Genomic DNA, 20882 nt, shown 5'->3' on the forward strand with positions numbered 1-20882 from the left:
GGCCCGTGAGGTCGGCACCCATCAGCCGCAACGCGGGAGGACGAGATAGGACAGGCCAGCACGGAGTCGGGTCAGACGGCTGATCCTTCGCCGTCCGTGCGGTCGTCCATGTACCAGACGCTGGGCACTCGACCAGGGAGCCGGTGCCCGGTCCGGTGCTCGCCCTTGGTGCAGCCGGCGAACGGCCCGCCCGGGCCGCGCAGGGCGGCGATGTGGGGCCGGTAGTGGTCGCGGTACCAGACGCTGGGCCCGGTGTAGCCGCAGGTGGCGGGATCGGTCAGCTCCTGCCAGGCCAGCCACATCGCGTGCAGCACGCCGACGGCGTCCCAGTGCTCGGTCCACCGGTGGCACCACCGGGCGTCGGCGGACACCTCGCCGAGGCAACTGGGGACGAGGACGCCCTCGACCCACTCCGTGAGCAGCCTCAGCTCGGCGTCGAGCTGTTCACCTTCGAGGAGGAAGAGGAACGGCGGATACTGCCACTCGGCGCCTTCCTCCAGCTCTGCTTCGGCGCCGTCCGGCGTTACGTCATCCCTGTTGCCCGCCGAACTGGCCGCCCCGGAGCCGGATTCCCGGAGGTCCCGCAGCTCGGCCTGAACGGCCCGGAGCATGGCCTTGAGATCCTCAACGTCCTCGGTGAGCACCCGGTGCGCGGTATCGTCAGCCACGGCGGGCCGCCTTCCGTGCCTCCCAGGCGACGGCGGCGCGCTTGGCGATGAGGGTCTCCTCGGCCTTCATCGCGGGGCCGAGGTGGGCCATGGCCTGCTCCTCGTACCAGGGGCGCAGGGCGATCTGGGCGACGGGCATGCCGGTGGACAGCAGGAGGGCGGTGCCGCGTTTCATGGCGCGGATCCGGGCCGGTTCGAGGATCTGCTCGCGCTGCTCGCTGAAGGACGTGGAGCCGCCGTCGCGGCTCCTGGAGTAGGACTCGCGGGTGATGTCGTGATTGCCGACCAGGGTGGCGATGTCGGTGACGAAGCGCGGGTCGTCCAGGCCGACGCCGATGACCTTCTTCGTGGCCGCTCCCCACAGTGCGTCCATGCCGACCTCGCCCCAGGCCCGTACGCCCTGCCGGTAGGACTGGAGGATCGTGTACGGGGTGATGCCGCGCGAGCCGAGGTGGCTGTAGAGGTCGGGCAGGTCCTCGATCCGGCAGATGTTGGCCGCCTCGTCCAGCACGGCGCGCATCGGCTCGGGCAGGCGCCCGCCGTGGCGCTCACCGGTCTCGGACGCCGCGGTGAACACGGAGTCGGCGAGCGCGGCCACGACGGCGGACGCGGCGCCGCCCTTCCTGCTGAGCAGGTAGAGGGTGTCCCGGGAGAGCGCGAACTCCTCCGGCCGGAACCGGGGCCGGTGCCGGTCGGGGAGCATCCAGGCGAGCACCTTGTCGTCGCGCAGCGCGCTCACGGCGGTACGGGCGTTCTGATAGATGCCGGACTGGGTCTCCTCGGCGATGTTGATGGAGCTGTCGACCTGTTCGGCGAGGACCTCCTCGTGCTGGTAGAGGACCCGCAGCGGCGCCCGCTCCTTGGGGTCGGCCAGCCACCTGAGCACGTCCCGCACGGTGGCGCCGTCCCACCAGGCGGCGCGGAACATGCCGACCAGCAGATCGCTGGCTCCCTGGGCCCAGAACGGGTCGGCGACGTCCGACTTCACCTGGTTGACGAAGTGCCCGGCCAGGCGCTCGGCGCGGTCGAGCGTCTCGGCCTCGGCGACGATGTCCCACCACCACGCTCGCTCGACCTGGGCCACGCCCTGGGTGTCGAACGCCCAGACGTCGCCCGCCTGCTGGCGGGAGGCCAGGGTGGCGGCGTAGACGTCCGGCTTGTTGCTGGTCAGCAGCAGGGCCGCCGGTGCCTCCTCGGCGACCGGGATCGCGATCGCCGAGGACTTGCCGGCCCGGGGCGCCATGAGGGCGAGGTAGGTGTCCTCGTCGGACCCGCGCAGTTCCACGCCGGTGGGCAAATGGTCCCCGAGCAGTACGCCGCGATCACGCGAGGCGACGTCACGCGGCCGGACGCCGTACAGGGAAGCGCGCAGCCGGACGGCGGTACGGCCTGCCCGCTCGGGGGTGAGGTCGCGTACCTGGTGGAGGGTGGCGAGGTGGGAGGCGTTGTGGAACCAGCGCAGTCCCGCCCACAGGCCCCGGACGATGCCGGCGAGGGCGGCCAGGTCGAGGAGCACGGCGCCGATGCCGCTGGCGGTGGGGGAGTGCGGCCAGACGGAGTGCCAGTCGCGCGCCATCTCGAAGACGGTGTACGGGCTGAGCGGCGGGGCGTCGGCCCCGGCGAGGACGGCGCCGGCGGCGGCCCCCGTCCACGTCGAGGCGGACAGCACCACCGCGCCGCCGACGAGGATGCCGCCGGCGAGCCACGCCCGGTCGTTCTCGGTCATCATCGGGGAACCCCCTCGCGCACGTTCTCGGCCGCGTCGGTGTGGTAGAGCCGGTGCTCGGTCGCGGTGAGCTCCATCGCAGCCGCGATGCCCGGCCGGGTGCCCAACTTGATCAGGTACTTGCCGCGGCCGGGGTGGACCTGGTCGGAGGTGTCGAGGCCGGTGGAGGTGGCCGACGCCCAGGACTCGATCATCATCTGCTCCTGCTCGGTGAGAGCCCTTCGGCCCGAGACCCGGCCGAGCTCCTCGCCGGTGGAGCCGCCGATCACCCAGGTGTCGCACCGGTCCATCAGGCCACGGGCCTTGGCCCGGTCCTCCTCGGTGGGCAGGGATTCGGAGTCGAGGGTCGAGTGCGTGGCGTAGATGCTGACATCGTCCGTGGTCCGATTGAGGCGGCTGATTCCGTCCATGGCATCGACGAGGCCCGGGCCCGCGCGCAGGGCCCGCCACATCTCGTCCATGGGCAACACGAGCTTGCGGCGCATCAGGCCGAGACTGCGAGCGCTGTCGATGGACGAGTAGGTGTACGCCCAACTCGCGATCATCCCCGCGGAAACGACGTCGTTGCCACGGGCCCGCAGAGCGCTGATGTCGACGGAGACGGCCGGTGCGGCCAGATCGACCGGCGTCGTGGTCGGACCGTCGAACATCCCCTTGAGTGGACCGTCGACCAGGTTGTCCAGGCCAGCAACGATCGAGCGGGTCAGGTTGAGATAGGTGTCGCCCTCGGCAGCGAGCTTGGCCCGCAACGCCGCAGGGGCCTGCCGGAGGACGGCAATCACATCAGGAACCACGGGATCGGCCCCCGGAACGGCGTCGGCGGCAAGCTGTACGGCGGTGGTCAACGCGGAGCGCTCGACCTCGTCGGGCTGGCGCCCCAGCCCCACCCGGGTGGCCAGCAGAGCGCCGAGTGTCTCCAACCGCCGGCCGTTGAGCACATCCAACAGGGCGTAGCGATCGGCGGTCGGCAGAGCGGGCAGACGGTGCTTCAACGGGCCGGAGTCCAAGGGGTTGATCCGCTCGCTTCCGGTGCCGATCCGCAGCACGCTGCCACCGAGCTCGCGGACCATCATGGAGTACTCGCCCTTGACGTCGGCCGGGACGCACATCATGTGTCCGAAGGCGACGTAGACGAGGCAGATCCTCTTGATCAGGGCGGACTTGCCGACGCCGGGCTGCGCCATGACCCACACACCCGGGTTGGTGGTGAGCTTGCCGGTCCAGCCGGACGGATCGATGCACACCAGCTCCCCGGTGAGCACGTCGCGGCCGACCGGCACTCCGCGCGGCGGAAGCCGTGAGCCGAGCAGGAAGGGGTAGACCGCGCCGACCTGAGTGGAGGGACCGGTGTAGACGGTGCCGCTGTCCTCCACGACCGCCCGGCCGCCGTACAGGCCGCCCCAACCGAGCCGCGGAGCGTAGGCCCGCCGGGAACCCGCTGCGCGACGCGCCCTTCCGTACTCCCGCTGCCCATCGTCCGGCTCGGCAGCCCAACGCGGCGTCAGTACCTTCGGCCGTCCCATGTCGTTTCCCTACTTCACCAGGGGGTGATAGCCGATCGGCAGACCGGCAGCGAACGTGGACGCCTGAGCGCCGTAGGCCGGCCGCATCCGGATGCCCTTCGTCGCCTTCACCGCGCGCTCCAGTTCCTGCCTGGCGTCGGGGAGTTCGGCGGCGGAGCGGGCGGTGGTGGTGACCCGCAGCGTCCAGTCGACGACCTGGGCGCCGCTCGCAGCCTGGTTGGCAGCCTGCTCCGCGCGCTGGTAGTCGGCCTTCTGGCTCCACTTCGCGCGGCCCCGCACCTGCGCGGTCGCCTGGGCACGCTGCTCGGCGTTGGAGATCTCACGCTCAAGGACCGCCTCACCCTCGACGGGGTCGAGTACCCGGTAGGAGACGGTGACGCGGCGCTGGAACCGTCCGGGGCTCAGCAACGGCAGCAGCACGCTGTAGGGGATCGGGCGGCGCGGCATCTCCCGGAGCACCCAGCTCACGGAGACGGCGCCGTCGTGCGCGTAGGTCTCCAGCAGGTCGTCGGCGGCGACCGGGCCGCACTCACCCCAGGCCAGATCAGCGAAGTCCTCGTCCCGGCCGTCGAACACCGCCGGATCGTAGGCGGAACGGACCAGACGGCGCAGGTCGGTGGGCGTGCTCCGGCGCACGATGTCGGTGCCGGTGCCGTTCAAGTCGAGCGTGTCGACCACCCGCAGGGCCTCGGCCACCTGCTCGGCCAGGTCGGTCGGTGGGTTCGCCCCTGTGGTCGGGTCGACGATGACGCTCATCCACGGTGCCACCGAGGCGGTGGCGCGTGGCGTGGTGCGAACGAGCTCGTCGATCGTGTCGAGTGCCAGGCGCGGGGCGTCCGACCGGCGGCGGGCCTTGACGTCGTCGGCGAGGGCTTCGCCCGCGCCGGGCGTGATCTGGATGGTGACGGAGGCACCCAGGATCTGTTCGTCGGTACTCATCGCGTCCAGGACCGCGCTCCAGCTGCGCAGGCCCGCGCGTACAGCGCTGGTGGTGGCCATGAGTGTTCCACCAGGGGCGAGCAGAGTGGTGATGGTCATCGCCCCGCTGGAGCGGTTGTGGACCACCCCGACCGGGTGGCCCGTAGTGGGGTCGTGGGCGGCGATCAGCACGGAGCTCGCACCGACGCCCGGCAGGTCCAGGGCGTACGGCTGCGGCAGGAGAACCTGGCGGTAGGAGGTGCTACCCGAACGGTTGGCGCGTCGCCACGCCAGGACGGCCCAGTAGTAGGCCAGAGCCGACATGCCGTGACGGCGCGCGGCGGCCAGCCCCGCCAGGGCGAGGGTGAGCGGTACATCGACGAGCAAGGTGCTCGGGTAGCGGGCGCCGACGATACCGTCGGTGATCAGCACGACGGCCGCCATGATGGTCGCCTGGCGCGACATTCCACCGAGGCCGAAGCTGCGCCTTGTGCGGAATCCCTGCACCCGCAGTCCATCCGGGACTTCATACGTGGTCACAGGTGTCCTCCGCTTCCGATCTCCCCCGCACCCCGCTGCACGGTCTGGTCGAGTCCGTCCAGCACCCGGATCACGGGGCCCGTTCCGGTTGCCGTTCCAGCGGCCCCGGTAACACCTCCTACACCAGCGGTTCCTGCTGCGTCCCCGGCATCGGCTGCGGAGCTCAGTCCGTCTCCTGCCACGGTCGGGTTCGGAATCCGACCGGCGCCAGTGCGGGCCGCCTGAGCGAGGGCGTCTCTGCTGCCGCCCTCCTCTTCGTTGCCGGTCTTGCCCTGGGACATGGTCCGTTCAACGTGCTTCGCGTGTTCGACGGCCGTGGCCGGCTGGCCGCCGCCCTCGGCCCCGCTTGCGGCGATTTCACCGCTCCCGCGCCTGGCCATCGCACCGATCGCGCCGACGACCCCGATAGCGCCGGAGCCGGCCATACCGGACCCGAGCTCCTCGCTCAGGGACGCGAAGATCCGGGTGAGCGGTCCGGGCGCGAGGATGCCGAGCATCAGCGTGGCTAGGCCGCGGAGCCATGCGGTGAGACCGTCCGACTTTCCGAACTCGGTGAAGCCCACGCAGACGATGACCGCCAGAATGGGCTTGTAGGCGACGCCGACGAGGATCGAGGAGATCAGCTTTGGCACCCACTTCTGGGAGGTGTCGCCACCGGCCCGTCCGGCCCCGGCGATCGGCAGCAGCAGGCACTGGATCGGGATCGCGCTGTTGCGTAGGAAGACCAGCATGAGCTGGATGAAGCCGACCAGGATGAGGACCATGGCGCCGCCGGCCACGATCACGGGGTTCGCGATCCCGTTGGGAACCATGGTGGTGATGATCTTGTCGAAGGCGGTTTTGTCGTCGTGGAAGACGCCCTGGACCAGGCCGTCGGTCAGCGCGTCACCGGCCGCCAGCAGCAGCGCGACCAGCGACACCCCGAACATGCTCAGCATCGCGTTCTGCCCCCACCCGGAGGCGGCACGCAACAGGTGCTTGGCCTGGCCGGTTACGGCCATGCGCCCGGCCTGCCACATGAATCCGAAGACGGAGATCATCAGGCCGAGCCAGGTCATCATCCCGGCCAGTACGGCGTCCCCGCTCCACAGCCCGGTGTTCTCCAGCTTCAGTGATGGCCCCTTCAACGCGACCGTCAGCGTCGCCGCCATCAGCGTCCTGCACAGTTCGATGACCGCCTTGAGCCAGTCGCCGACGGCGGACTTCCAGATGGAGTTCCACTCCTCCTTGACCGCCTTGTCGGTGGCCTTGCCTGCAGAGTCGCACCAGTTCTTGTCAACGATCCGCTCGACCAGGCCGAAAGCGCTCGCGTCACAGGTGAACTCCACGGCCCAGCCGATGATGCCGTCCGCAGCGGCCGGCGGTGTGGTGGTCATGCCGCCAGCGAACACGATTGCCAGCGCCAGGAGGAGTTTGGCGAGCCGGTACCTCACGACGCCTGCCTGATCGCGGTCCAACCGGCCGCGTTGAAGGCCGCGTCACCCGGTGCCGCGATGGGCGGCTTCTGGTCGGCCTGCGCGATGGCGCTCTTGGTGGCCTGTCCCGACAGCTTCCAGTCGCCGTCCTGCCAGACGGCTGCGAGGATCCCCATGGTGTAGACCGTCTGCTCCGGGACCATTTCCCCTCCCTTGTTGGTGACGTACACCAGCACGTAGGCGGCTACCTGGGTGGGGGTGACCTGGATGGGCCTGAACCCGATCATGGTGGTCCGCATGAACGCGCCGCTCGGCAGCGGGCCAGTGCTCGGCAGTCCGAGCGCGCGGCGTATCCCGGCATCGGCCCGCTCCGCGCCCTGGCGCACCTTCGCCTCCGCCATCGGGGACTGGTCGGCAGGCAGCATGTAGGTGCTGTAGACCACAAGTTGTTGGTTCGCCAGGGTGTCGCTTCCTTCGACGCTGATCGCTGAGGCGGCCACCATCATCCCGATGGCGCCGTCGGCGGTGGCGGGGAAGCCGGTTTCCCGCCCGCTTGCGGCTTTCCGGGAGCCCTTCGGCGCGGCGAGCCAGCGCTCCGGCTCGGTCCAGGTCGGCGGAGCGCTGTACGTGGGCGTCAGTTGAGGAGCGGTGGTCGTCGGCGGTGCGGCTGGGGACGACGTGGACGCCACACCGCTGTGCTGCACTCTGGAATCGCTGTCGTTGCCGACTAGAGCCGCATACCCGGTCAGCCCGAGCACTGCGGCCAGCATCACGCCTGAACTCCACGTCACGACCCGGGACAGAGGCCCCCTCGGCTTCCTCATGTCAGCCCGCGATGCCGTTGAGAATGGAGATCAGCGAACCGGCCAGGAGGACGGCCGCGACTCCGCTGCCCATCCACTTGAACGGTTCGGATCCCCCGCCGTGACGGGACTTGTCGGACATGGCGAGCTTCCACACCCCGACACCGGCGGCGACAACACCCGCCAGGAGAAGGATCCACAGGCCATAGCCGAACAAGGTGCTGACGGTGCCGTCCATACCTGGGATCTTGGTCGGCTTGGCGGCGGGGATCAGCCCCGAGTTCTTGGGGTCGTCGGCGATGAACATCAGTCACTTCCCTTCGAGTTGGGCGCGTAGCTGGACGGCCGCGCGTGCCACGGCGGCGTCGGCCAGGGCGTCTTCGGGCCGTTCGGCCGAGCGAAGCGCCGGCAGGTAGGGCAGGTACGCCGTTCCGGCGAGGCGCCCGCCCAGGGCACGGAGGCGGTAGCGGGCGGCCACGGCAGGGCGGGCGGGGACGTCGGCCACCACGATGAGCCAGGGCGCCGGGAGGGTGCCGGTCGGCCAGTTCCGGACGATCGCCTCCACCTGTACGGTGCCGTAGACGGTGCTGGGGGTGACGAGCACCGGCTGGACTCCGTGCGGCACCGGTTCTCCCGGCCCGAGCCCGCGGGCCCGCGGGCCCCGGCGGTCGTCACCGTCACCGCCGTTGAGCATCTGAAGCACCACGGCGGAGGCGATGTCGTACCCGTGAACCGGCATCAGCCCGTACCTCAGAACGGTGCGTTCCAGCTGTGCGGGTACCACCGGATTGGGTGCCACGCCGCAACCTCCCCCAGTAACTCGCGTTGTCAGAGCGGCCTTTCGATCACGAGCGAGGCCGTGATCGTTTGGCCACGTAACGTAACGCCCCTGGTGGTGCGGAAGGCACGCCCATCCGCCCATTCGGGCCTATCGGCGCACCTCACAAGGGCGGTCCCAGTGAAGAAGGTTCTGGTCGGGTGCGCGGTGCCCCTCCTGCTGCTGCTTGGTGTGGTCGCCGCGGCGTTCGCTCCGGTGCTGACGGCGGGAGCCGCGGCGACGGGCAGCGTGTCGGTCAGCGGGGTGCCCGAGGAGTACCGGCCGTGGGTGCTCCGGGCCGCCGACGACTGCCACGACCCGGCGCTAACACCCGCGTTGCTCGCGGCCCAGCTGTTCGAGGAGAGCGGCTTCCGCGCCGACGCCCGCAGCCCGGCGGGTGCCGAAGGACCGGCGCAGTTCATGCCGGGCACCTGGGCGACCTGGGGGAGGGACGACGACCGCAGCGGTACGGCCTCGCCCTTCGAGATCGGAGACGCCGTGATGGCGCAGGGGCGACTGATGTGCAGTCTGCTCGGGCATGCGGCGGCGTCCGGCATCGCCGATGACCCCCGCCGCCTGGCGCTGGCCGGCTACAACGCGGGGTGGGGCGCGGTGGAGGCCAACCGCGGTGTGCCGCCCTACGGCGAGACCCAACGGTATGTGTTGGACATCATGGGCAACTTGGGCCGCTTCCAGGGCGCCGGCCCGTTCTCGGAGATCACGGGGTACGGCGTCGGCCCGGACGCCGCCCGCCGGGCCGCCACCCAGCTGGGGGTGCCCTACAGTTACGGCGGTGGCAGCCCGGCCGGTCCCAGCCGTGGCCACTGCGACGGGGACGGCGGCTACTTGGACGGACGGTGCCTGGCCGACACGACGGTCGGCTGGGACTGCTCTGCTCTCGTCCAGTACGCCTACTGGCCCGCCCGCCAGCTCCCCCGCACCGCCGCCGAGCAGTACTCCGCCACGGCCGACCACCCCGTCGCCCAGGCCGAACTCCGCGTCGGCGACCTGCTGTTCTGGCGACACGGCGGCGACGGCCACGTCTACCACGTGGCCCTCTACATCGGCGACGGGCTGATGGTCTCCGCATCGAAGACCGGCGACGTCGTCAAGAAAGCCCCCGTCACGGACATGCCCGCCTCCGACTTCGTGGGCGCCACGCGACCGTAGCGGGCCGTCCTGTAGGTTCCCACCCCACTTTGCGCTTTCCCACCAGTTCTGCGTATGGGGGAGGCGCACGCAAGATCAGTGAGGCACTCACTACAGCACCCTGGCACCTGGCTTGGTGGTCGGCTCCGGAAGTCCTTCGGGGGTTGACTCGGGAGCCGCTGTCGCGTCTGACGGTCGGTCAGATCCCGGGCATGGCGAGGTGGAGACTGCAGGTGTAGTCCAGGGCGTCCTCGGGGGTGCCGGCGCCTCGCTGCGATGCGCCAGGCGGGGACGGCCCGGCCGGGTGGGCCGGACCGCTGGGCTGAGTGGCTCACACCTGTGCCATGCCGCCGTCCGCGAAGAGTTCGACGCCAGTGATGAAGCTGGAGGCGTCGCTGGAGAGGAAGACCGCGGCCTTCCCCATCTCGCGCGGGTCGGCGATCCGTCCGGTCGGGTTGCCCTCTCCCATGGTCTTGACGGCGGCGTCGACGTGATCGGCTCCCTGGGCCATCGCCAGTGCGCTGCGCAGGGAGCCGGTGTCGACCGCGCCGGGGCTGAGGATGTTCATTCGGATGCCCGATCCCTTGGTGTCCTGGATCCAGGCCCGGATGAAGTTGCGTACCGTGGCCTTCGAGCCGCCGTACAGGCTCATACCGCGCGGCGGCTGGATGGACGCCGTGGAGCCGATGATGACGACGGTGCCGCCGGGCGGCAGCAGCGCGAGCGCGGGCTGAACGGTGAAGAGGACGCCCTTGGCATTGACGTTGAAGGTCCGGTCGAATTGCTCCTCGGTGATGGCGCCGAGCGGGGCGTGCGCGCCGATCCCGGCGTTGGCCACGACCGCGTCGAGTCGCCCATGGCGCTCCTTCACCTGTCGGTAGGCGGCCTCCATGTCCGCGAGCTTGGTGACGTCGGCCACGACCCCCGAGCAGTTCGGCCCGATCGCCGCGACCGCCTCGTCGAGTGTCTCCTGGTGCAGGTCGGTAATGACCACGCGGGCGCCGTTGGCAACGAACTCCTGGGCGATGCCCAGGCCAACCCCGGACGCGCCGCCCGTGACGACGGCGACCTTTTCTACGAGCGAGAGACTCATCTTCTTCTCCTCTGAATGAGTGGATTGCCATGTGCCGCGTTCGCAGTGGGAGTCGTGCGGATGTGAAAACCCAGGGCGTGACGGGGCTGGGGCTGGTGGCCTACCCGTTGTTCCCGGGACTGGCGGCCGTGGCCGCGCCACGTCGGGAACGTGGGTCGGAGGCACGCACGCGCTCGTGTGCGGCCGATGCGGGCCTGCATGCCCTAGAGTGAAAGTGGAGGCTCCTCCACTTCCCTCACTGTAAGTGGAGGCGTCGCCGGTTAGCAAGCCCGGAACGACAGGAGACCGCGGATGACCAGAGAGACAGGGCGCCCCCTACGGGCCGACGCGCAGCGCAACAGGGACAAGATCCTCTCGGCCGCGGTGCGCGTCTTCGCCGAAGAGGGACTGGAAGCGCACATGGAGCGCATCGCCAAGGAGGCCGGCGTCGGCTCCGGCACGCTCTACCGCAACTTCCCCACCCGGGAGGTCCTCATCGAGGCCGCCTACCGCAATGAGCTGATCCGGCTGTGCGACGCGGCCCCCGACCTGCTGGCCGCGCTGGCCCCGCGTGAGGCCCTGCGCGCCTGGACGGGCCGCTTCATTGACTACGCGACCGCCAAGCTCGGCATGGCCGACGCCCTACGCGCCCTCGTCGAATCCGGCGTCAACCCCTACGCCCAGAGCCACGAGATGATGATGGCCGCCCTGACCTCGCTCCTGGCCGCCGGCATCGAAGCCGGCACCATCCGATCCGACATCGGCGCCACCGATATGTTCGCCGCCCTCACCGGCATCGCCCTTACCTCGGGAAAGCCGGAGCAGCGAGAGCAGGCCGAACGCCTCCTCGACCTCATCCTGGACGGCCTGAGCACCGACCGACGCTGACAGACGGCGGGACTCAGGATCTCGTCGCTTCCGGGAGAGCCCCACTCGCCGACCCGGTGGAACGGGGCGGAGGAGCAGGACTGCATCCTCGGATGCCCGTGGCCGATCCCGGGTGAAGTAGGCAGTTTCCGGGCGAGGGGGCCTTGGCCGACTCCGGCATGTCGGGCATGCGCCGATCCAGCCCGGTCGCCGTGGAGGGGGTTGGCCGACTCCCGTAGTGAAGATTCACTTCTGCTGATCGGCTTGCCTGCCTTGCCCGTTGCCGCCGCTTGCCCGATATCCCTGACCGCCTCGCAAAGACAGCGCCTGAAGAAGGCGGCCTACGGTCACAAGAGCCCTCACCGGGCCCGGATACGGGCGCAGGTCGTACTCCACGCCGCGCGGGGTCACTCCATGCCCAGATCGCCCGAGATACGGGCTTGCACCTGGACACGGTGCGTCGGTGGCGCGGCCGGTTCGCCCTACCACAGCCTGCGACATTGCCGGCCACGATGCCTCACCGGCAGTGCGGGCCCTGTTGTGGGACCGTCTGGCCTGGCAGTACGCGACCAGTGGCAACGCAAGTGCCGCCGACCGGGCACTCGCCTCAGCCGAGGAAACCATCCGCGAGCAGAGCGACCGGCCTGAGCCTGACTGGGTGTACTGGGTCGACCTGGACGAGATCGCCATCATGACCGGCCGATGCTGGGCCGAACTCCACCGGCTGCTGCGAGCGATCCCCGCGTTGGAGTCGGCATTGTCCCGCTACGACGACACCCGAGCCCGCGACAAGGCGCTCTACCTGTCCTGGCTGGCCTCCGCTTACCTGGACGCAGGCGAGGTCGAGTACTCCGCCGCGATCACCGGCAAGGTCCTCGACCTCTCCCAAGGACTCGCCTCGGCCCGTCCGGCCGGGCGCTCCCGCATTCTCCTCCACCGGCTCCAGCAACACCGCCAGCTCACGCCAGTCGCCGAGCTCCTGGAACGCAGCGCGGCGTCCTAACTGCCGACGGGTCGCGTCGCCCGGGTGATCCAGTCCAGGTAGAGCGACGGCCCGGACAGGATCGGCAGCGAGATCACTTCCGGGTTGTCGTACGGATGCTCAGCAACGACGTGCCTCTCCAACTCGGCCACCCGGTCCTCCGTTGTACGGAAGGTCACCTGCCACTCGGTGCCCTCGCACATCTCTCCAAGGTGCCGGTAGGTCGTGGAGACCGGCCCGGTGACCTGTCCTGAGGCAGCCAGGCCGGCTTCGACGGCGGACCGGGACAGCTTGGCACCAACGGCCTCACTGTCGACGGTGGTGATCACGATCAAGAAGTTAGCCACATCCGCGACAGTACTCGGCACTGAAGGGGCGCGAAATGATGCGCGCCCCCTGATCGAACCAGGGGAGGCGGCCTTCAGGCGATGAGGCCCATCCGGCGGTGGCCGAAGAGGTCCTCGGGTTCGTGCCCCGCCATCAGCGCGCCGTCGGCACGGTCCGGGCTCGACACCCGTGGGCCATCAGCGACCGCTTCGACACGGCACCGCCGCTGTTGGTGGACATGTTCGGCGGGGAGAACTGCACGGCACAGGCGTGGTCGACGTACAGACGTAGCTCGCCCTGGCCGGTGGCCGGGTCGGGTTGCAGCGGGGCGAGGCCAGCCGGCCACATTTCGTCGCGTTTGCGGTGGGGCGCATCAGCTGCGCGGGGTCGTCGCGGTCCGGGTCGATGTTCTCGCTGACCATCTCGCCGACAACAGCCCCGTCTACGACGCAACGGTCCTGACCTCTCTAGGCCGGTAGACCCCGCAGGTGCTACGCCCGCGAGGACGTGCGCCTCGGAGCGCTCCGAGAAAAGGTGTCCGACCTCGACCTACCGGTGACGAGGGCCTTCGTGGGACGCTACAAGGTCCTGACTGCCTCGTGAGGAGCACGACCGTGGCCGCCGCCTTGACCGTCAGCTACTACACCGCCGGGGACCTGCCCGTCATCGAGGAGCGGCTGATCGAGGTGTACGCCGAGGTGTATGCGCAGGAGGCCGCCACCGACCCGTTCTTCTCCGTCGAGCGGTTCACCGAGCGTCTGCATCGCCATGCCGCCGGGCCGCGCTGGGGTTGCGTGTTCGGCGAGGTCGACGGCGCGGAGATCGGCTATGCCTACGGTTTCGCCCGCACGGCGGCGTACCGGTGGGGCGGGCTGATCACCCTGGCGTCGGCCGACCTGCTGGAGGAGACCGACAGCAGGACCTTCGCCCTGTGCGAGGTGATGGTCCGTGAGCCGTGGCGCGGTACGGGAGTCGCGCGGACCCTGCACGAGGAACTGCTGTCCCACCGGATCGAAGAGCGCTCGCACCTCCTGGTCGAGGAAGGCCACCCGCGGGTCAGAGCCCTCTACGAGCGCTGGGGCTACTCCCGGATGGGCACCATGCAGCCCTACCCGGACGGGCCACGCTACGACTCCATGCTCCGCACGATCGCCTGACCCTGGCACGCGACATACTCCCGGCGAAGCGCCGTCGATGGATCCAGTCCGCCGTCCTGCCCCCCACGTCCAGCGGAAGACATCGGGGATGGTGCGGCCAGTGTCGGCGCGGGCGCGGCCGTAGTGGTGCCAGAGTCTGCCACGGCCGACTGGGCGGGCGGGGTGGTGGTCACCCGCGCCGTCCTGCGCCTGGCGTGCCCGGCGCAGGGGTTCGGGCGGGGGCCACTGGAGACAAGCAGAGTTGGCCCGAATCGCCCTGCCGCAGGCGCTCGGGCAGGGCAGCATGGAGCGATAGCGCAAGATCTCGCAACCGACGAGTGCAGGGGGACGTCATGTCGCTACTGTTCATCGCGAAGGACCCGAACAGCCCCGACGGTGATTCGCCGACGGTCTGGGTCGATGAGGAGACGAGGGACCTGGTGATCCAGGGATGGAAGATCGACTCGGCAACGGAAGCTGAGTGCCTGGCCACCGGTCGCATCCCCGATCACGAGGCAGTCGTCCGTGTGCCGGCGCGGCTCGCGCAGGCGATCAGGGAGGCTTTGGATGTCGCAGAGCGCCGCGGCGAAGATTGACGAACTGCTGAGGAGCGCCACCCACTCCGCGCTCCACCTCGAAATGCGCGACGGCTACATGCAGGACGACCCCGCGCTGCACGCCTGGCGGGCCGGGCACCGCTTGGACCCCGCCGACAGGGCGTCGTGGTGGCGGCCGTGGCTGGACGTCATCGTCGAAACCGTCGGCCGCGGTGTGGAGATCCGCAGAGCGCGGATCGTCTCCGAGCCGGTCAGCGAGTACATCCGCTACGAGTACGACGTGACGTTTCCCAACGTCGAGGCCGGGGAGCAGGTCCGCTGGCTGCCCCGGCGCAGCGCCAGCGACCTGGCGCTGCCTGGCAACGACTTCTGGCTCTTTGACGGGCGCGTGGTGCGGTGGGGCCACTTCTCAGGCGACGGCGACGCCCTCGGCGGTGAACTCACCGAGGATCCGGCCGTGGTGCGGCTTTGTGTCGATGCCTTCGAGAAGGTGTGGGAGCGGGCGATTCCGCACGACAAGTACACGATTTGACCGGCGCACCCACGAGCACACCGGACCGACAGCATTGTGGCGTACACCCTGCCCTCCAGCGTCGTCGCGGCCCGCAAGGCCCTCGCCGAGCGGCTCCGGGGCCTGCGGAGGGACGCGGGGATCACCGGCGACGAGCTGTCGGCCCGGTGCGGCTGGGACCCTGCCAAGACCTCCCGCCTCCAGGGTGGCAAAGCAGCCCCGTCCGACGCCGACATCCGCGCCTGGTGCCGGGCGTGCGGCGCCGAAGACCAGGCCCAGGAGCTGATCACCACCTCTCGCGCGGTCGAGTCGATGTACGTCGAGTGGCGCCGCCTGGAGAAGACAGGGCTGCGCCAGGCACAGGACTCTGTGCTCGACCTCTACCGGTGCACCCGGCGCTTTCGCGTCTACGCCAGTCGGACTGTGCCCGGTATGGTCCAGACCCGCGCCTACACCACGGCTGTCCTTCGGGCCGTCCAGCGGGCCCGGGGGACCGTGGACGACGTGGACGCCGCGGTGGAGTTCCGGATGGCCCGGCAGGCGATGGTCTTCGTCGGCGGCGCCACGTTCGCCCTCCTGGTCGAGGAGGCGGTCCTGCGCGGAGCGGTGTGCGACGCGGACACGATGGACGGCCAACTTGGCCAGCTCATCACGGTGAGCACCCTGCCGCAGGTGAGCCTGGGTGTCATCCCGCTGGCCACAGGCCGAACCAGGTCGCCGGCGGAGGACTTCTACATGTTCGACGACGCCCAGACCTCCGTCGAACTGGTCAGCGGGCACCTGCGGCTGACACAGCCGCACGAGATGGAGATGTATGTCCGCACCTTCGTCGAGCTGTCCCAGATGGCCGAGTTCGGGGCGGAGGCCCGGGCGCTGATCGCAGCGGTCATCGACCATCGCAGGTAGCTTGCGCAAGAACTCGCAAGATCATGGCTCTCCGGAACGGGCACTGCGTAGCGTCTGTGCAACGCCACTTCACGGAGAGGCGGCCACGATGCGACAAGCACTGGAGCGTTCGACAGCCGGACCGCAGGAACGCGGCCTCAGGACCCGGTACCTGAGCCGGATCACCGCCCGGCCCCAGCAGATCGTTCTGCAACCCACAACCTTCTGCAACCTCAACTGCGTTCATTAGGCAAGTCGTGTGTCGGGATTGAAGGTGTCGGCTCCAATCCCGTAACGTCAGCCCGCCTTGAGTCGGTCCATTAGGTCGGCGACGCCGTCGACTTGCCGGTAGGGCTTGAACGACGGGGCCAGTTCGCGCACAAGGGTGACGCATCGCTCGGCGCCGATCCGGGTGGCTAGGTCGAGCGACTGGTTTGTGACGGCGAGGGCCTGTTCGACCTCGCGTGCCTGTAGGAGGCTGCGGGCCTCGTAGGTGAGGAAGATCCCGCGGGTCTTGTCGCGGGCGCGTGGCAGCAGACTCATGCCCTCGTCGATGCGGGCATGCGCTTCGTGGGTACGGTTGAGGTCGAGCATGCACTGGCCGGAATCAACGGCCAGGTCCGCCGTGCTCATCCACCGGCACCAGCCGGGGGCCGGGTCGGGGCTGTCGGTTAGTAGGGCGGTCTCGGCGGCGGCCAGGTCCCGGTGGCAGTCGGCGGCGGCTCCCAGGGCGGCATGTGCGCGGGCCCGGCGAAGGAAGAGCAAGGACTGTGCGGTGGGGTGCTGGGTGTGGATGAGGGCCTGGCTGAGCGGTTCGACGGCGGCGTCGGGCTGGGAGAGCCAGATCGACTGGTAGGCGAAGTCGGAGAGGATGCCGGCGCCGAGGTCCCGGTCACGGGCGGCGTGCGCGTTGGTGAGGGCCGCGTTCCAGAGCTTTCCCGCCGCGAAGTGCTGGCCCTGGTCGAAGCGGTGCCAGCCGCAGGTGCTGGCCAGGGAGGCGGCCAGCACGTGGAGCCGCCGGCCGATGGGTTGGGTGTACCGGCCCTGTTCCAGCAGGTCGGTGACCGTCTCCAGGTGGGCGTCCATCAACTTCGCGGTGTGCTGGCGCTGTTCAGTGGGCAGGGAGGTCAGCTTGGCGCTGGTGTCCTCCAGCCAGTCGACCAGTTCGCCGTCGACGCGCTTGCCGCTCAAGGCGGTGGTGAGCCGGTCGGGTTCGAGGGCAGCCCACTGGGCTGAGAGCCCGGCCAGCGCGAGCGCGCTGAAGGTCATGAAGGTGCGGCGGCGATTGTCCATTGCGGCTCTCTGTGCGTCTCGAAGTGCGTGGACGGTGAACGCCGATCCGAGCGGAACCGGTTGTTCCTGGCCGGGCAGCCAGTGTGGCCACTCGAAGGCTTCCATGTCGCTGATCGGGACGTCGAAGGCCTCGGCGATCAGGAGCTGGGATTCGATGCTGGGCGTCTTGCGCCAGTTCTCCCACTTGCTGACGGCGGCCTTGTCGGTGCCGGAGCGGAGACCCTCGGGCCTGTTCCTGGCGGCGTGGTGGATGCGGTCCGCGAGGTCTGTTTGGGACCAGCCGCGAAGCGCGCGGGCATACGCGAGGGGGTGCCGGATCTGGTCGTCCACGGGGCGAATCCCATCATCGATGGTGACCGTGAGCCTACTGCGCGAACGGGCGGGACTACCCCGGGACTACAGACAACGCCTGGTCGGTAACTGCGAGTTGAGCTCTACTCGTCGTGCACCGACAAGTTCCTTCACGAAGCGGAAGGAGTCCGCGCATGAAACGACGCGCTGCGGTCATCGGCCTTGGCCACCAGGCAATCGGAGATCACCTCCCCGGCCTGCTCGCCTCCAGCAGGGCCGAACTCGTCGCCGTCTGCGACAGCGACCTCGACACCCTGCGGCAGCGGCAGGAACAGCTCCAGGTCCCAGGATTCACCCGCGCCAGTGAGCTGCTGGACGCGGCGGCCCCGGACTTCGTGGTCGTCGTAGTCCCACACCACGCCGGCCGCGAGGTCGTCCAGGAGTGCGCCGACCGAGGCGTCCACGTCCTCAAGGAGAAACCCTTCGCCACCTCCGTGCCGGAGGCTCAGGACCTCGCCGAGATCTGCCGAGCCGGGCAGATCGAGCTGATGGTCACCCTCCAGCGGCGCTTCAACCCGATCTACACCAGCGTCGCCGGACTGCTGGACCAGATCGGCACGCCGTTCCTCATCGACGGCCAGTACACCTTCCACACCGACGACCCCGGCGGCGGCTGGCGCGGAGACATCCGCCAGGCCGGGGGCGGCTGCATCATCGACATGGGCTACCACCTCATCGATCTGCTGCTGTGGTACTTCGGCCTGCCCAGCCGGGTCATCGCCGACTTCTCCACCACCGCCGTCCCCGGCGGCGGGTACGACGCCGAGGACACCGCCGTCATCCAGCTCGGCTACGACAGCGACCTGTACGGCTCGGTGCTGCTGTCCCGGTGGGTGGCCCCCAAGACCGAGCGGCTGCACGTGGTCGGCACCCGTGGCTCGGTGCTGCTGACCAAGGGCCAGGTCCAGCGCCTCGACCTGGGCGGCGCGGTCGTGGAGGAGCTGACCCGACCGCACGCGCCGGCCTCGGCATCGGCCGCGCAGATCGACTACTTCTGCCGCGTCCTGGACGGCGAGCGGCCCAACACCTCCGGCCCGGAACAGCACCTCGCGCACGCCGCTTTCATCGCCTCCTGCTACCGGTCCAAGGCGGCGGGGCGCTACATCGACCCGAAGGAGATGCTGTGACCAGCGTCCTCGCCCTGCTCGGCGGCAAGCCCGCTGTCACCGCCAAAGGCCCGCACTTCACCTGGCCGCCGATCGACGACACCACCCGCGCCAAGGTTGCCGCCCAGCTGGAGGAGTCGATCTCCATCCCCGGCCGGTCCGGCATCGTCGCCGAGTTGGAGGACGGCCTGCAGGAGTACTTCGGCGTCCGGCACGCGGTCACCACCAGCTCCGGCACCGCCGCCCTGCACGCCACCTACTGGGCCGCGCGGATCAAGCCCGGCGACGAGGTGATCGTGCCGACCTGGACGTTCCACGCCACCGCCTCCCCGCTGTTCCACCTGCGCGCGGTGCCGGTGCTGTGCGAGACCGGGCCGGACGGCAACATCGACCCCAACCGGATCGAGGAGCTGATCACACCCCGGACCCGGGCGGTGATGGTCACCCATCTATGGGGCAAGCCCGCCGACATGACCGACATCGTCGCGGTCGCCAACGCCCACGACCTGGCGGTACTGGAGGACGGCTCCCACGCCCACGGCGCGAGCATCGCCGGGCAGAAGGTCGGCACCTTCGGTCTCGCCTCGGCCTTCTCCCTCAACGGCCCCAAGCCGCTGTCCGGCGGCGAGGGCGGGTTCGTCCTCACGGACGACGACGACACCTACCACCGCATCATCACGCTCGCGCACTACAACAAGCGCGCCAAGACCGAGATCCCAGAAGGCCATCCGCTCGCGCGGTACGCGGTCACCGGAGCCGGCCTCAAGCTCCGCATCCACCCGCTCGCCGCCGCCATCGCCCGCGACCAGCTCGCCCGCCTCGACGGCTACCTTGCCGGACGGGCGGAGATCGCCCGCTACCTCACCGGCCAGCTGGCCCGGATACCCGGCCTGGCGGTCACCGAGATGCCCGACGGAGTGATCCCGTCCTGGTACGGGTTGACGCTCACCTACCGGCCGGACGAGCTCGGCGGCCTACCGATCGAGAGGTTCCACCAGGCGCTGATCGCCGAGGGCGCCACTGAGTTCGACCGGCCCGGCTCCACCTGCCCGATGAATCAGCTGCCGCTGTACCAGCAGCCCAGCATGCTGTTCCCCGGTCACCCGCACTCCCACCGCCGGTACAAGGCCGGGGACTTCCCCGTTGCCGAGCGCGCACACGCCCACACGATCAAGCTCCCGGTCTGGCATCGTGAGCAGGATCTGAAAGTGGCCGAGCAGTACGTCCGCGCGGCCATCAAGATCAGCGACCATCACAAGGAGCTGCAGTGACTGTCACCTCCCCCGAGTTCGTGGCCGGCCTGGCGGCCGATGCCGAAGCCGCCGGCATCACCGGCTTTGTCGCCGCCGCCGTGATCAACCACGACGGCCGGGTCCTGCTCGTCCGTCGCAACCCCGACGACTACATGGGCGGCCTGTGGGAGATCCCCTCCGGAACGGTCGAGACCGGGGAAACCATCCTGGACGCCCTCCACCGGGAGACCGCCGAGGAGACCGGCCTGACCGTCGACCAGGTCACCGGCTACATCGGACACTTCGACTACAAGAACAGCCGGGGCGGCACGACCCGCCAGTTCAACTTCGCCGTCACCGTGGAGAAGACCGAACCGGTCGTCCTCACCGAACACGACGCCCATCAGTGGGCCCTCCCGGGTGAGCTGCCCGAGGTGAGCGACGCGGTTCGCGAGCTGATCGCACACTGAGGTGCGGTGAGTAGGACGGGACCCCTGAGATCGGCGGCTTCCAGGGGCCCCGCCCCACTACGGTCGATATGACCTGCGGCGACTCAAGGGGGTAACTGCCGATGCGCTGCCGAGTTCCTGCCCGCACGGCGGCGTACCGGTGGGGCGGGCTGATCACCCCGGCGTCGGCCGACCTGCTGGAGGAGACCGACAGCAGGACCTTCGCCCTGTGCGAGGTGATGGTCCGTGAGCCGTGGCGTGGTGCGGGAGTTGCGCGGACCCTGCACGAGGAGCTGCTGTCCCACCGGATCGAGGAGGGCCACCCGCGGGCCAGGGCCCTCTACGAGAGGTTGGGCTACTCCCGGATGGGCACCGTGCGGCCCTACCCGGACGGGCCACGCTACGACTCCATGCTCCGCACGATCGCCTGACCCACGCACGCGACGTACTCCCGGCGGAGCACTGTCGATGGATCCGGTCGCCGCCGCAGGCCTGGGGGAGGGCCCTGATGGACGTCAACCGTCGTGACGTGCGCCAACGTGCCGTCCACCTTTC

The 20882-nt window shown here is 69.8% G+C and carries 22 protein-coding genes; 11 read left to right on the plus strand and 11 right to left on the minus strand.

The features are described from left to right. Nucleotides 1–71 precede the first annotated feature (71 nt). The 8 genes from RZ50_RS19770 to RZ50_RS19805 all read right to left on the minus strand — a co-directional run bounded on the left by RZ50_RS19770 (nucleotide 72) and on the right by RZ50_RS19805 (nucleotide 8332). Nucleotides 72–668, minus strand: a complete 597-nt coding sequence (locus tag RZ50_RS19770) for a DUF4913 domain-containing protein (RefSeq protein WP_308271906.1) — start codon at nucleotides 666–668, stop codon at nucleotides 72–74. Further along, the gene (locus tag RZ50_RS19775) at nucleotides 661–2397 is read right to left on the minus strand and encodes a type IV secretory system conjugative DNA transfer family protein (RefSeq protein WP_196948932.1); all 1737 of its coding nucleotides are present in this window, start codon (nucleotides 2395–2397) and stop codon (nucleotides 661–663) included. Before RZ50_RS19775 ends, RZ50_RS19770 begins: the two co-directional genes overlap by 8 nt. Then, nucleotides 2394–3767, minus strand: coding sequence for an ATP-binding protein (locus tag RZ50_RS19780; RefSeq protein WP_308271908.1), 1374 nt, complete (start codon nucleotides 3765–3767; stop codon nucleotides 2394–2396). The genes RZ50_RS19775 and RZ50_RS19780 overlap by 4 nt, the downstream gene beginning before the upstream one ends. A gap of 159 nt (nucleotides 3768–3926) precedes the next feature. Then, nucleotides 3927–5375 (minus strand): SCO6880 family protein, encoded by a 1449-nt coding sequence (locus tag RZ50_RS19785; RefSeq protein WP_374199961.1) that lies wholly within the window; start codon nucleotides 5373–5375, stop codon nucleotides 3927–3929. Next, nucleotides 5372–6832, minus strand: coding sequence for a hypothetical protein (locus RZ50_RS19790; protein ID WP_196948930.1), 1461 nt, complete (start codon nucleotides 6830–6832; stop codon nucleotides 5372–5374). The genes RZ50_RS19785 and RZ50_RS19790 overlap by 4 nt, the downstream gene beginning before the upstream one ends. Next, nucleotides 6805–7563: a hypothetical protein gene (locus RZ50_RS19795; protein WP_196948929.1), complete on the minus strand. Its 759-nt coding sequence runs from the start codon at nucleotides 7561–7563 to the stop codon at nucleotides 6805–6807. Before RZ50_RS19795 ends, RZ50_RS19790 begins: the two co-directional genes overlap by 28 nt. A gap of 52 nt (nucleotides 7564–7615) precedes the next feature. Then, nucleotides 7616–7900: a hypothetical protein gene (locus tag RZ50_RS19800; RefSeq protein WP_196948928.1), complete on the minus strand. Its 285-nt coding sequence runs from the start codon at nucleotides 7898–7900 to the stop codon at nucleotides 7616–7618. A 3-nt stretch (nucleotides 7901–7903) separates the two neighbouring features. Further along, nucleotides 7904–8332, minus strand: a complete 429-nt coding sequence (locus tag RZ50_RS19805) for a hypothetical protein (protein ID WP_196948927.1) — start codon at nucleotides 8330–8332, stop codon at nucleotides 7904–7906. A 219-nt stretch (nucleotides 8333–8551) separates the two neighbouring features. Here RZ50_RS19805 and RZ50_RS19810 point away from each other — a divergent pair, with 219 nt between their 5' ends. Further along, a complete protein-coding gene (locus RZ50_RS19810) occupies nucleotides 8552–9580 on the plus strand; it encodes a bifunctional lytic transglycosylase/C40 family peptidase (protein WP_308271910.1) in 1029 nt (342 codons plus the stop codon). 310 nt (nucleotides 9581–9890) lie between these two features. On the opposite strand, the gene RZ50_RS19815 is transcribed toward RZ50_RS19810, so the two are convergent. Continuing rightward, complete coding sequence (locus RZ50_RS19815) at nucleotides 9891–10652, minus strand: SDR family NAD(P)-dependent oxidoreductase (protein ID WP_196948926.1); 762 nt, start codon at nucleotides 10650–10652, stop codon at nucleotides 9891–9893. A gap of 291 nt (nucleotides 10653–10943) precedes the next feature. On the opposite strand from RZ50_RS19815, the gene RZ50_RS19820 reads away from it, so the two are divergent. Both RZ50_RS19820 and RZ50_RS19825 read left to right on the plus strand, forming a co-directional pair. After that, complete coding sequence (locus RZ50_RS19820) at nucleotides 10944–11519, plus strand: TetR/AcrR family transcriptional regulator (protein ID WP_196948925.1); 576 nt, start codon at nucleotides 10944–10946, stop codon at nucleotides 11517–11519. A gap of 637 nt (nucleotides 11520–12156) precedes the next feature. Then, entirely contained in the window at nucleotides 12157–12501 is a 345-nt protein-coding gene (locus RZ50_RS19825; protein ID WP_196948924.1) for a hypothetical protein, read from the plus strand. On the opposite strand, the gene cutA is transcribed toward RZ50_RS19825, so the two are convergent. Then, the gene (gene cutA, locus RZ50_RS19830; RefSeq protein WP_308271912.1) at nucleotides 12498–12809 is read right to left on the minus strand and encodes a divalent-cation tolerance protein CutA; all 312 of its coding nucleotides are present in this window, start codon (nucleotides 12807–12809) and stop codon (nucleotides 12498–12500) included. The genes RZ50_RS19825 and cutA overlap by 4 nt on opposite strands. 612 nt (nucleotides 12810–13421) lie before the next feature. Here cutA and RZ50_RS19835 point away from each other — a divergent pair. The 4 genes from RZ50_RS19835 (at nucleotide 13422) to RZ50_RS19850 (ending at nucleotide 15917) form a co-directional block, all read left to right on the plus strand. Then, nucleotides 13422–13964 carry a GNAT family N-acetyltransferase gene (locus tag RZ50_RS19835; protein ID WP_308271914.1) on the plus strand — a complete coding sequence of 181 codons (543 nt, stop codon included), beginning with the start codon at nucleotides 13422–13424 and terminating at the stop codon, nucleotides 13962–13964. A 332-nt stretch (nucleotides 13965–14296) separates the two neighbouring features. Beyond that, nucleotides 14297–14539 (plus strand): hypothetical protein, encoded by a 243-nt coding sequence (locus RZ50_RS19840; RefSeq protein WP_196948922.1) that lies wholly within the window; start codon nucleotides 14297–14299, stop codon nucleotides 14537–14539. Next, nucleotides 14511–15032: a DUF6879 family protein gene (locus tag RZ50_RS19845; RefSeq protein ID WP_196948921.1), complete on the plus strand. Its 522-nt coding sequence runs from the start codon at nucleotides 14511–14513 to the stop codon at nucleotides 15030–15032. The genes RZ50_RS19840 and RZ50_RS19845 overlap by 29 nt, the downstream gene beginning before the upstream one ends. 36 nt (nucleotides 15033–15068) lie before the next feature. Then, a complete protein-coding gene (locus tag RZ50_RS19850; RefSeq protein ID WP_196948920.1) occupies nucleotides 15069–15917 on the plus strand; it encodes a helix-turn-helix transcriptional regulator in 849 nt (282 codons plus the stop codon). A 276-nt stretch (nucleotides 15918–16193) separates the two neighbouring features. On the opposite strand, the gene RZ50_RS19855 is transcribed toward RZ50_RS19850, so the two are convergent. Beyond that, nucleotides 16194–17519, minus strand: coding sequence for a helix-turn-helix transcriptional regulator (locus RZ50_RS19855; RefSeq protein WP_196948919.1), 1326 nt, complete (start codon nucleotides 17517–17519; stop codon nucleotides 16194–16196). Nucleotides 17520–17674: 155 nt separating this feature from the next. Here RZ50_RS19855 and RZ50_RS19860 point away from each other — a divergent pair, with 155 nt between their 5' ends. From RZ50_RS19860 to RZ50_RS19875, 4 genes are all read left to right on the plus strand, one after another. Next, nucleotides 17675–18667, plus strand: a complete 993-nt coding sequence (locus RZ50_RS19860; protein ID WP_196948918.1) for a Gfo/Idh/MocA family protein — start codon at nucleotides 17675–17677, stop codon at nucleotides 18665–18667. Then, nucleotides 18664–19917: a DegT/DnrJ/EryC1/StrS aminotransferase family protein gene (locus RZ50_RS19865; RefSeq protein WP_196948917.1), complete on the plus strand. Its 1254-nt coding sequence runs from the start codon at nucleotides 18664–18666 to the stop codon at nucleotides 19915–19917. The genes RZ50_RS19860 and RZ50_RS19865 overlap by 4 nt, the downstream gene beginning before the upstream one ends. Then, entirely contained in the window at nucleotides 19914–20348 is a 435-nt protein-coding gene (locus RZ50_RS19870; protein WP_308271917.1) for an NUDIX domain-containing protein, read from the plus strand. The genes RZ50_RS19865 and RZ50_RS19870 overlap by 4 nt, the downstream gene beginning before the upstream one ends. Nucleotides 20349–20449: 101 nt before the next feature. Further along, nucleotides 20450–20758, plus strand: coding sequence for a GNAT family N-acetyltransferase (locus RZ50_RS19875; RefSeq protein WP_196948916.1), 309 nt, complete (start codon nucleotides 20450–20452; stop codon nucleotides 20756–20758). Nucleotides 20759–20882: the final 124 nt, after the last annotated feature.

Origin of the sequence: Kitasatospora sp. SUK 42 (genome assembly GCF_015776785.2) — a bacterium.
GTDB lineage: Bacteria > Actinomycetota > Actinomycetes > Streptomycetales > Streptomycetaceae > Kitasatospora.

Coding starts and splice junctions, on each gene's coding strand:
- RZ50_RS19775 (WP_196948932.1), bottom strand. CDS start 2,397: ATGATGACCGAGAACGACCGGGCGTGGCTCGCCGGCGGCATCCTCGTC.
- RZ50_RS19800 (WP_196948928.1), bottom strand. CDS start 7,900: ATGTTCATCGCCGACGACCCCAAGAACTCGGGGCTGATCCCCGCCGCC.
- RZ50_RS19805 (WP_196948927.1), bottom strand. CDS start 8,332: ATGCCGGTTCACGGGTACGACATCGCCTCCGCCGTGGTGCTTCAGATG.
- RZ50_RS19815 (WP_196948926.1), bottom strand. CDS start 10,652: ATGAGTCTCTCGCTCGTAGAAAAGGTCGCCGTCGTCACGGGCGGCGCG.
- RZ50_RS19820 (WP_196948925.1), top strand. CDS start 10,944: ATGACCAGAGAGACAGGGCGCCCCCTACGGGCCGACGCGCAGCGCAAC.
- RZ50_RS19840 (WP_196948922.1), top strand. CDS start 14,297: ATGTCGCTACTGTTCATCGCGAAGGACCCGAACAGCCCCGACGGTGAT.
- RZ50_RS19845 (WP_196948921.1), top strand. CDS start 14,511: ATGTCGCAGAGCGCCGCGGCGAAGATTGACGAACTGCTGAGGAGCGCC.
- RZ50_RS19860 (WP_196948918.1), top strand. CDS start 17,675: ATGAAACGACGCGCTGCGGTCATCGGCCTTGGCCACCAGGCAATCGGA.
- RZ50_RS19875 (WP_196948916.1), top strand. CDS start 20,450: ATGCGCTGCCGAGTTCCTGCCCGCACGGCGGCGTACCGGTGGGGCGGG.